The sequence below is a fragment of the Oleiphilus sp. HI0080 genome, from assembly GCF_001635135.1.
Map to the genome: position 1 here is coordinate 1 of NZ_LWFU01000559.1, position 7,592 is coordinate 7,592.

7 protein-coding genes and 1 tRNA gene are annotated in these 7,592 nt (G+C 47.9%); 4 read left to right on the forward strand and 4 right to left on the reverse strand.

Annotated features, from left to right (window positions below; translation table 11 throughout):
• Positions 1-356, forward strand: a 356-nt coding sequence (locus A3751_RS12305) for a LysR substrate-binding domain-containing protein (RefSeq protein ID WP_231876888.1), incomplete at its 5' end; no start/stop codon positions are given.
• Positions 357-397: 41 nt separating this feature from the next.
• Here the strand turns inward: A3751_RS12305 and A3751_RS12310 are convergent.
• Complete coding sequence (locus A3751_RS12310) at positions 398-700, reverse strand: hypothetical protein (protein WP_068456424.1); 303 nt, start codon at positions 698-700, stop codon at positions 398-400.
• A gap of 215 nt (positions 701-915) precedes the next feature.
• Here A3751_RS12310 and A3751_RS12315 point away from each other — a divergent pair, with 215 nt between their 5' ends.
• The gene (locus A3751_RS12315; RefSeq protein WP_068456426.1) at positions 916-1,254 is read left to right on the forward strand and encodes a hypothetical protein; all 339 of its coding nucleotides are present in this window, start codon (positions 916-918) and stop codon (positions 1,252-1,254) included.
• 177 nt (positions 1,255-1,431) lie between these two features.
• Positions 1,432-2,178: an isoprenylcysteine carboxylmethyltransferase family protein gene (locus tag A3751_RS12320; RefSeq protein ID WP_082863228.1), complete on the forward strand. Its 747-nt coding sequence runs from the start codon at positions 1,432-1,434 to the stop codon at positions 2,176-2,178.
• Here A3751_RS12320 and A3751_RS12325 read toward each other — a convergent pair.
• The 3 genes from A3751_RS12325 to A3751_RS12335 all read right to left on the reverse strand — a co-directional run bounded on the left by A3751_RS12325 (position 2,175) and on the right by A3751_RS12335 (position 6,498).
• Positions 2,175-2,954 carry an ABC transporter substrate-binding protein gene (locus tag A3751_RS12325; protein ID WP_197466309.1) on the reverse strand — a complete coding sequence of 260 codons (780 nt, stop codon included), beginning with the start codon at positions 2,952-2,954 and terminating at the stop codon, positions 2,175-2,177. The genes A3751_RS12320 and A3751_RS12325 overlap by 4 nt on opposite strands.
• Before the next feature lie 481 nt (positions 2,955-3,435).
• Positions 3,436-3,522 (reverse strand) — tRNA-Leu (locus A3751_RS12330).
• A 204-nt stretch (positions 3,523-3,726) separates the two neighbouring features.
• Entirely contained in the window at positions 3,727-6,498 is a 2,772-nt protein-coding gene (locus tag A3751_RS12335) for a hypothetical protein (protein ID WP_068456431.1), read from the reverse strand.
• Between the two features lie 464 nt (positions 6,499-6,962).
• Between A3751_RS12335 and A3751_RS12340 the strand changes: the two genes are divergently transcribed.
• Positions 6,963-7,592: fumarate hydratase (locus A3751_RS12340; RefSeq protein ID WP_197466310.1), on the forward strand; the 630-nt coding region annotated here is incomplete at its 3' end.

The following is a 7,592-nucleotide window of genomic DNA, read 5'->3' on the forward strand; positions in this document are numbered from 1 at the left end:
TTGAGAAGCACCCTCAGGCGTTTCCTGAGTGTCTGGACAACGCTCCGATGTTAATGCCAGTAAAAGAGCATGCTCTTCGACGTAACTTGTCAGATTGGTTTGAAGTAAATGGTCTGACGCAAAATATTGTCGCTGAGTTTGATGATAGCGCCTTATTAAAAGTGTTCGGAGAGGCAGGCGAGGGGTTTTTTCCCGCGCCCACAGTCATGCGAGCGCAGGTTGAATCTATTTATGGGGTGCGACATGTTGGCGTTGTAGAAGGGGTAATGGAGCGTTTTTATTTGATCTCTCCTGAGCGTAAATTGAAGCACCCAGCCGTATTGAAGATTATCGAGTCTACGCGTTTTTCTCTCTAATGCTTCACAGGCGCCTTTTCGCGCAACTCTTTTGCCCTTTGTTAACTTAGCGCTGCGATCCGTTGCTCTCTAAGAATGGTTCGTCGAGCACGTGCAAAGCAAATTTCTATGGCAGACGTCGCCTGATTGGACCTGGTTTCAACAGCCATTGGTTTGCCGACATAGGGTTCTGTTCTAAGCTCAGCGTGAAAAAGCGTCTCGCGTGTGTTTTCTCTTACTTCTTTCAGCTTAAAGCGTAGTGACGAAAATTCCTCTGCCAAAGGGCCGACATAAATATTGAAGTAAGCTTCAATTTCGTCTCTGTGCTTTCGCAGCTCATTGCCATCAAGTGCGATTTTAAGCATGTCTCGTTCCTCCGCTTTGAAGAATTTTGCGTATGCTACGCCGGAGAGATTGATCGATCTATCAGAAAAATATGCTTCGTCTGCTCGAAAAAATCGTGCTAGGAGAGGGTCGTTAATAATCCGTTAATTTCGATTTTAGTGTGCGATTAAAACTGCTTTTTTCGAATCGTCAGTTCAAGCAATCTAAACGCGTTCATTCACAAAGGAGGACGACGATGAAAGCCATTCATAAGTATCAACTTAATACTGACGGCTCTGAAACGGCGCTTAACTTAAAAGAGAATTATCGAATTGCTCATGCTGAATATGTTCTGGTTGAGAAGGCTGTGTTTGTTTGGGTTGAAGAGCCTCTCGCTGCAAAAATACCGACGTGCGAGGTCGAGTTTTTGGTCGCTCGGTCGGGAGACCCTCTCTCCTCAGAGTTTGACCACGTCGCCACCGCAGTTGATTCTCTTGCGCCTGAGGCCTACCACATCTTTTGCAAGCGGCCAGAAGCGGCTATTTACCCTATCACCCTTAGTGAACAGGATTTCGTAGTTTCGGCAGCTAGTTGATTCAGGCTCCTCTCTTTCCAGTCTCCCCTCCACACTCAGAGAGTGGTTTGGCAACTAGCTATTCATGGGCGCTCCGGCGCCCATTTTTTTAACTGAACTATCCTCATGGTTTTGTTATCGTGGCGCCCTGATTTCTTGTTCCAGTCAAATAGACAAAAAATATATGTACGGGCCATCATGAATACAAAAGCGACATCTCGGCTAGACGCTAAACAGGCGCCTTTATGGGCGATTAAGTTACGCGCTTTAAGTGAATATCTCTCAGTTGATTGCCTAGGTGGGCCGAAGCATCTTAAGCTCGCGTGGGTGGTTAACTTCCAGAAGGCAGGCACCATTTTCTTTGTCGCGGCACTTATGTGGTTTTATAACAATACGAGCACTGCGGCTTGGCTTTACCTAGCCTTGCATGGCGGTTATGGCATTGTTTGGCTAATTAAAGACATGGCTTTCCCTGATGAAAACTGGCAGCGGCGCGTCACCTATGCTGGTGCGTTCAATGCATTCGCTCTAGTGCTCGGGCCTTATTGGCTATTTGGTTGGCTATTGATTTCAGAGCGGGGAGCGGACGCGTATCCTTTGTCGGACGGAACGTGGTTTGCTCTCTGTACCTTGCTTTGCTTGATTGGCTCAGTTTTGATGATTGCGGCGGATGCACAAAAATACTTTACGCTGAGGGTAAAGCGCGGACTGATTACCGATGGCGTGCACCGATATATTCGTCATCCCAACTATCTGGGAGAGATGATGATTTACGCAAGCTTTGCACTTTTGGCTTGGCATTGGTTTCCATTTTTGGTGTTGGCCTGGGTTTGGCTTGGCGTGTTTGCCGTAAACATGGTCTTAAAAGAAGCGTCTATGTCGCGCTATCCAGAGTGGGCAGCGTATAAAAAACGCAGCTGGTGGCTTGTTCCGGGTATTTTCTAAAGCTCGCCTTCAAGCGACGATACCCAAGTTTCTTTTGCCTGATGATAAAGCGCCTGTGCGTTCTTTGCTGACAGCGCTGTCTCAAGTTGCCTGATTAATCGTTCTGGGGAATCTACAGAAGGGGAGATGGCGGTATAAAAAGGGACCTCGTCGAGGCAGCCTGCAACAGACAGGATGGGTTGCCCCTCTTTACTGTTCTGGTAATACTCCATTACGTTCTTGTCGCCGGCGATCAAATCGATACGGTTCTTTTCAAGCATGCCGCTTAGTTGATCCATCGGGCGATTGCTAGACACTAAATAAATCGATTCCTCCGGTTTAGGATCACTAAATAGCTCGCCAATCGGTGAGCCATATCCATAGTCTTTCACACCGCCGACGCGAATGCCCTTAAAGGATTCGCGACCCTTGAATTTTAATTCACTCTCGCTTTGACCAAACAAGCAGTCTTGGTAATAACCCGTCGGTATGATAGGGAACTGAAAGTCTTCGGCTTCGCTATGAACTGCTGTAAGCAATCCATCATATTTTCCCGCGCGACTTTCTTTTATCGCGCGAGACCAAGGCAAAATGGTGACGTTTAACTCGACATTCTGTTGAGAAAGAAGTTGGCGCATGTATGTGACGATAAAACCCGGGTGGTCTTCATCATCACAGACATAGGGACACCAAGAGGTAGCGGCAAAGTGCATTACCTCCGGTTTGTCAGCATGAGCGTTTTGCTCTGCAAATGCAGTCGGCAATGTAAACAAACTAAGTAATAATATTTGAACCAAACGCATCGCTAATTAACTCTACCCTTTAAGGACTACAACACTATCAGACTAGTTGAGGAATGCACAGATGCCAGTGTGTCACTGCTCTGGCGAGATTCTTTTGCCTCTTTTTTAAGTTACTCAATTAGTTGCGTATTGGATTCTTTTGAACCTTCGTTCACGCATTGTGCTGGGTGTTGGGTTCAGCTAAAAAACGGCTGCGTCGAGTTCTGTCAGAAAAGTACTGGTTGGATGAGAAATATGCTCAAAGAGCGGTAGAGAGTAAGAGAATGGGTACGGGTACACCATCTATAGTGGAGGGCATGTTGTGGTGTTTTCTTTGCTGTCTCGTTATTGCTGAGAAAGGCGCGAAGATCCGACAGCGTTTCGTGAAGAGGCCTTAATTGCCATGGAAAGGCTTGCCCTTAAGTTTATCTGTACAACGGGATTCGATGCTAATAAAAAAGCCCCGAAGCGATTCCGCTGCGGGGCTTTTTTGTCTTGGTACCAGTGGGCGGACTCGAACCGCCACGCTCTTGCGAGCAAGGGATTTTGAATCCCTCATGTCTACCAATTTCATCACACTGGCAAGGTAGGGCGCATTATACGGATTCGCCTAAATGCGTCAACAAGCTTGTTTAGAAAATGCGGTAAATAATCGCAGAGTAAGAAGTGGTGTTATCAAGTATTGGTTTTTTGCGGGGGAGAGGGAGAGGGGGAGAAATTGGGTTCTGATTCACGGGGCCTGAAAAAGAAAAACCCGCACAAGGCGGGTTTTTTAACTAGGGCTATTTTACGGAGTACAACCGCTAGCTTCATCCAAGATAAGTGCTGGTAGCGGCAGATCTTGTTGAAGGCTCGCGAAGTTAGGTGTAACCGTGACGGCCGCACCATCGCTTGCAATTAAACCAACGGTGTGACTCAAGTTTTCTACAAACGCATTGTTACCGTAAGTCGCTGCATCTGGGACATCGCTACCATCAGGTAATGAAGGTGTGCTATGTGTAGCAGAACAAGGCTTGTAGCGGGCTACTGCCTGTGTGATAGCTTGATTTCCTGCAGTTGTCGTCAATGCTGTCGCGCCAGATAGGGCAACCAAAGGCTCTGCGCCAGATAGGTAAGCAACTGAACCGCTCACTGTGTTTCCGCCAGGAGAGGTGACCGACTGAAAGGTTCTGCTTTCTTCAGAAATGTCTACTGGAATCACCAAATCGTTTGCTGCAACGAAGTAGTTAACGGGTGTGGCACCATCGAAACGATCTGCAAAGCTTACCGCATCTACAGAGTCAAACGCGGCTTGGAAAACGTTCAAGTATGCTTGATAGTTTGATGTCTCTGGCGTGATGCCGTTTGCAGCTAAGCCGTCAGCCAATGTGCTAGCAAACGCTGGTGAGTTCTCAAAGAATCGAGCAATACCACCGCCAGGAGTAAAGAACGCCGCTGCAGTAATGTTGTCATCCGTTGCAGCCGTGTCGTTCGCAATCGCAACAAATGCCTGCGAGTTAATCGTACCTAGCGAGTGGCCTGAGTAGAAGTAGTTGTCAGTTAGGGTGTGTCCGCTAAGCGTTGTTGCAGGTAGTGACTTTCTGACCGTGAACAAATCAAGTACGTGCTGACGATTGTTGTCGCGTGCTGTTAAAAAGCTCTCTAAGTTTATAAACATAGAGCCTGAACCGCCATCTTCAATCAATGCAGGTGGGTTAGTTGCTCCCGCGCCCGCATCTTGAAAGCCGAAGTGTCGTTCAACGGCGCCGAAGGCGCTTGCCTCTAGTGCGCCGCTGACAACTCCGTGCAGAGGTTCGTCGATTGCAATAACTGCATGGAGTGATGCATTGCTTAAGCTGTTAGCAACGAGCAAGCTGCCAAAACCAAGAGCATTTGAGCGGTCGCCAGTTAAGCCGTGACCCCACATCATTGTTTTTAGATTTTGCGGTCCGCCTGTCATTGCAGGGTCAGGGTAGATCGCAAGCATAGGGATCGTTACATCTTCTTGTTTCGTTGGAAAAGGGAAGATGTAATTCACCACTTCTGATGCCGGCGGTGTGTCGAAGTCCGCTGGATCAGATGGAGGGTTCATAGGGTCGCTACAATCAAGTTGGTCGGTACTGCCCAAAGCAGGTGCGGTGAAGCCCTGTGGAATTGCAAGGCCAGAGCAGTAGAAAGTGATATTCAGCGTTGTTGCGAGCGTTACATCAGGCTCCCAGCTGGCATATTTCAGCGGCAAACCCGCACCTGCAGCCGCAGTTGTCTCTGTTGGGGGGGTTGGGAACCCTACAGGTGCGCCGCTGTAGTATGGAATCGTTAATTTGCCTTGATCGACTAAAACGGTGTCTTCTGGAATACCGCTCGGATTTGTTACAGCATCAAATTTAAGAGTAGGAACAACGTCTGTCACATCTAGCGCAGCGCCATTCATAGTGATCGTTGTTGCTGTAGGTTGTGAAGTGAATGTTGCAGTTCCTCCCAATGCTCCATATAGGCCGTTTGCTGCACAAGTTACTCTTGCGTCTCCGGCTGGAGCTGCGTCGCAACCTATTAGAGCAGGGCTCAGGCTAGATGGAAGCCAAGCTGAATAAGCACCATCAACGGTCGCTTTCACCGTTGCATAATCACCTGCGCCACCCTCAACCGCGGCTTTTGCAGCACCAACTTTAATTAAGTCTTGGATGCGATCATTCAACCAGTTTGTTGGTTCAGCGATGTAGTCTAAAACCTTCTCGTCATCTGACGTTGTAAAGCTATACGTCAGCGCAATGTTGTCTTCGGTTAACGGTGGCTGGCTGTATACAAGACCCCGAACAGCGTTGATAAGACCAAGTGATGTTGTTTCCCAAAGGCCATTAATTAAGGCTCGAACCGGCGCTAAAGCTGCAAGTGCACCATTTAATGGCACTTCTGCATCAGTCTTGGTAAGTGCTTCGTACCCAGCTGCACCAGGAGATGGAACAATTGCATTCCCTTGTGTGTCGGTTATACCGTTTGTAATCGCTACAACAAATCGCGTTCTTTCAGCGAGAGGGCTTGAAACTGGATGGATTCTAATCGTTGAATTGCCGTCTAGCACCTTATGTTCAACCGTGTAGGTTGGCTGAGCTGCAACGATGTCAGCAGGAACTGGTGGAGTCGCCACGCCAGCTACATTTGGTGGCTCTTGGTTTGATAATCCTTGTACTGGGTCGCCGCTCGCGTAATCAAGAGCGATAAGCCAAACGTTTTGATCCGCGTCGCCTGGGCCTTTGATTGATGCAGGATCAATGAGGCCGCTCAAAGAAATATCGATCGGTGCGATGGTCGATGCGCCGCTTAATCCGTTCAGAGCAGTTGTAACTGGTGGGGATGTATCGCTAACTGAGAAGCTGCCATCACCCGCTTCTGAATCAAAAATCAAATCATTAGGTATTGGAAGCTTGCTCTCTGCTGGGGAGAAAATTGGATACACCGCAGTGCTGGTATCTGGATTCGTTACCGAACCGGCGTTTTCACCTGTATCGGGTGAGCTGTCTAGACATCCGCTGAGAGCAAACGTGGAGGCTATTGCGGCACTTAAAAGGGTTTTTTTCAACATAGCTAGGACCTTTACCTATGATTGCTGTTATTCGTTGCTTCTACTTGTTTCGCGGGAGCGAGCGAAGAGAGCATTGTTTACGATTTATTGCCTACGCCAGTGTTTTTGTTGTGCTTGTGTTCTTGTTCGAAGCAGTAACGAAAACTCTGCCGGTCGCGCTTCTCGCGCTTTTATTCGTCTAACTAATAAAACTAGACGAAATATCCGCTTTGTCGAATTTTTCTCTCTAAGTTCAATGGTTTGATACTTTTTTGTTTTCAGGTGCGGCCTTATACAAATGTCTGCGCGCAGAGCACTACAAAGGATGGCTAATTGAGAGTACAATTTCCCGCCTTTATAAAAGGTCGTGCAGCTGTTTTTGAGTATTTAATGTTTGTTGCTTGATAAGGGCAGTGAACAGATCTTGCAGGACCGACAACGAAAATCGCTAACCTTTAATCGCTTACAGAAAAGAAGAGACGTTTATGACCACCATACGCCAAGACGATTTGATCGAAAGCGTAGCGGACGCGCTGCAGTTTATTTCTTACTATCATCCAGCCGACTTTATTAAGGCGGTGCACGAAGCCTATCTGCGCGAAGAGTCGCAAGCAGCGAAAGATGCGATGGCGCAGATTTTGATCAACTCTCGTATGTGTGCTGAGGGTAAGCGCCCAATTTGTCAGGATACGGGTATCGTGACGGTGTTCGTAAAAGTGGGCATGAACGTACAGTGGGATTCAGACATGAGTCTTACTGACATGATCAATGAAGGTGTTCGTCGTGCGTATACACATCCAGATAACGTTCTACGTGCTTCGATTCTTGCAGACCCTGCAGGGGCGCGCAAAAACACCAAAGACAATACGCCGGCGGTTATTCATTACGAGATTGTTGAAGGCGATAAAGTGCATGTCGATGTCGCTGCAAAAGGCGGCGGTTCTGAAAATAAATCAAAGATGGTGATGTTGAATCCGTCGGACAGCATCGTTGACTGGATTGTGAAAACCGTTCCCACCATGGGGGCTGGTTGGTGTCCGCCGGGAATGCTGGGTATTGGTATTGGCGGCACAGCTGAAAAAGCCGCTGTGATGGCGAAAGAGTCTTTGATGGAC

What these genes read in the sequence shown, in the direction of transcription:
- A3751_RS12310 (WP_068456424.1), bottom strand. Translation starts at nt 700, where the DNA reads ATGCTTAAAATCGCACTTGATGGCAATGAGCTGCGAAAGCACAGAGAC.
- A3751_RS12315 (WP_068456426.1), top strand. Translation starts at nt 916, where the DNA reads ATGAAAGCCATTCATAAGTATCAACTTAATACTGACGGCTCTGAAACG.
- A3751_RS12320 (WP_082863228.1), top strand. Translation starts at nt 1,432, where the DNA reads ATGAATACAAAAGCGACATCTCGGCTAGACGCTAAACAGGCGCCTTTA.
- A3751_RS12335 (WP_068456431.1), bottom strand. Translation starts at nt 6,498, where the DNA reads ATGTTGAAAAAAACCCTTTTAAGTGCCGCAATAGCCTCCACGTTTGCT.